7 protein-coding genes are annotated in these 1591 nt (G+C 34.4%); all 7 read right to left on the bottom strand.

Annotated features, from left to right (window positions below; genetic code table 11):
* Nucleotides 1–129: class II lanthipeptide, LchA2/BrtA2 family (locus tag ABH955_RS29125; protein ID WP_404491975.1), on the bottom strand; the 129-nt coding region annotated here is incomplete at its 3' end.
* Nucleotides 130–161: 32 nt separating this feature from the next.
* On the bottom strand, nucleotides 162–362 hold the full coding sequence (locus ABH955_RS29120) for a class II lanthipeptide, LchA2/BrtA2 family (RefSeq protein WP_404458443.1): 201 nt from the start codon (nucleotides 360–362) through the stop codon (nucleotides 162–164).
* A 30-nt stretch (nucleotides 363–392) separates the two neighbouring features.
* A complete protein-coding gene (locus ABH955_RS29115; RefSeq protein ID WP_000041629.1) occupies nucleotides 393–593 on the bottom strand; it encodes a class II lanthipeptide, LchA2/BrtA2 family in 201 nt (66 codons plus the stop codon).
* Between the two features lie 32 nt (nucleotides 594–625).
* Nucleotides 626–826: a class II lanthipeptide, LchA2/BrtA2 family gene (locus ABH955_RS29110; protein WP_404458443.1), complete on the bottom strand. Its 201-nt coding sequence runs from the start codon at nucleotides 824–826 to the stop codon at nucleotides 626–628.
* 30 nt (nucleotides 827–856) lie between these two features.
* Nucleotides 857–1057, bottom strand: a complete 201-nt coding sequence (locus tag ABH955_RS29105; protein ID WP_000041629.1) for a class II lanthipeptide, LchA2/BrtA2 family — start codon at nucleotides 1055–1057, stop codon at nucleotides 857–859.
* Nucleotides 1058–1080: 23 nt separating this feature from the next.
* On the bottom strand, nucleotides 1081–1305 hold the full coding sequence (locus ABH955_RS29100; RefSeq protein WP_071729920.1) for a class II lanthipeptide, LchA2/BrtA2 family: 225 nt from the start codon (nucleotides 1303–1305) through the stop codon (nucleotides 1081–1083).
* 37 nt (nucleotides 1306–1342) lie between these two features.
* A complete protein-coding gene (locus tag ABH955_RS29095; protein WP_404458430.1) occupies nucleotides 1343–1540 on the bottom strand; it encodes a class II lanthipeptide, LchA2/BrtA2 family in 198 nt (65 codons plus the stop codon).
* Nucleotides 1541–1591 lie beyond the last annotated feature (51 nt).

Raw genomic sequence — 1591 nt, 5'->3', positions numbered from 1 at the left:
CGTCGTTTCTGGATTTACATCTCCCGCACCCGCTACTTGTTTCAAATCATTTTCATCCACTGATCCAATTAATTCTTTTGTATCAAACTCTTGATTTCGTAGTTTATTTAATTTTTCATTTTTTGACATATTTAACTTCCCCCTCTTTTGTAGGTTGTTTATTAACAGCTTTTTGTACATACACCAGTTGGGCAAAGTTTCACACTTACTGCCACAATTGTAGGTGTCGCTGGCGTCGTTTCTGGATTTACATCTCCCGCACCCGCTACTTGTTTCAAATCATTTTCATCCACTAAACCAATCAATTCTTTTGTATCAAACCCTTGATTTCGTAATTTATTTAATTTTTCGTTTTTAGACATATTTAACTTCCTCTCTTTTTTAGTTATTGATTAGCACTTGCTTGTACATTTTGTTGTTGGGCAAATCCCAAGACTTACTGCCACAATTGTAGGTGTCGCCGGCGTCGTTTCTGGATTTACATCTCCCGCACCCGCTACTTGTTTCAAATCATTTTCATCCACTGATCCAATTAATTCTTTTGTATCAAACTCTTGATCTCGTAGTTTATTTAATTTTTCATTTTTTGACATATTTAACTTCCCCCTCTTTTGTAGGTTGTTTATTAACAGCTTTTTGTACATACACCAGTTGGGCAAAGTTTCACACTTACTGCCACAATTGTAGGTGTCGCTGGCGTCGTTTCTGGATTTACATCTCCCGCACCCGCTACTTGTTTCAAATCATTTTCATCCACTAAACCAATCAATTCTTTTGTATCAAACCCTTGATTTCGTAATTTATTTAATTTTTCGTTTTTAGACATATTTAACTTCCTCTCTTTTTTAGTTATTGATTAGCACTTGCTTGTACATTTTGTTGTTGGGCAAATCCCAAGGCTTACTGCCACAATTGTAGGTGTCGCTGGCGTCGTTTCTGGATTTACATCTCCCGCACCCGCTACTTGTTTCAAATCATTTTCATCCACTGATCCAATTAATTCTTTTGTATCAAACTCTTGATCTCGTAATTTATTTAATTTTTCATTTTTTGACATATTTAACTTCCTCTCTTTTTTAGCTATTGATTAGTACTTACTTGTCTTGTACAAGGTACTGTCGGGCAAAGTTTATTAGTGAAAACTGGAATTACAATTGTAACTGTTACCGGACCTGGCATTGTTTCTGGATTCACATCTCCTGCACCCGCTACTTTCTTTAGTTCATTTTCATCGACTAAACCAATCAATTCTTTTGTATCAAACTCTTGATTACGTAATTTATTTAGTTTTTCATTTTTTGACATATTTAACATCATCCCTTTTTTTAACTATTGATTAGCATTATAAGCATCTCGTTGTACAAGGCGTTGTCGAACAAAGATTTTTAGTCATATTTGCAATAACAGGAGTAAATTCTGGAGGCACATCTACTCCGGCACCCGCTATTTTCTTTAGTTCATTTTCATCGACTAAACCAATCAATTCTTTTGTATCGAACTCTTGATTACGTAATTTATTTAGTTTTTCATTTTTTGACATATTTAACATCATCCCTTTTTTTAACTATTGATTAGCATTATAAGCATCTCG

Source organism: Bacillus sp. RC240, from assembly GCF_044907945.1.
GTDB classification, from domain to species: domain Bacteria; phylum Bacillota; class Bacilli; order Bacillales; family Bacillaceae_G; genus Bacillus_A; species Bacillus_A mycoides.
The sequence above is the reverse complement of the archived record's forward strand: the minus strand, read 5'-3'. Positions and strand labels throughout refer to the sequence as shown.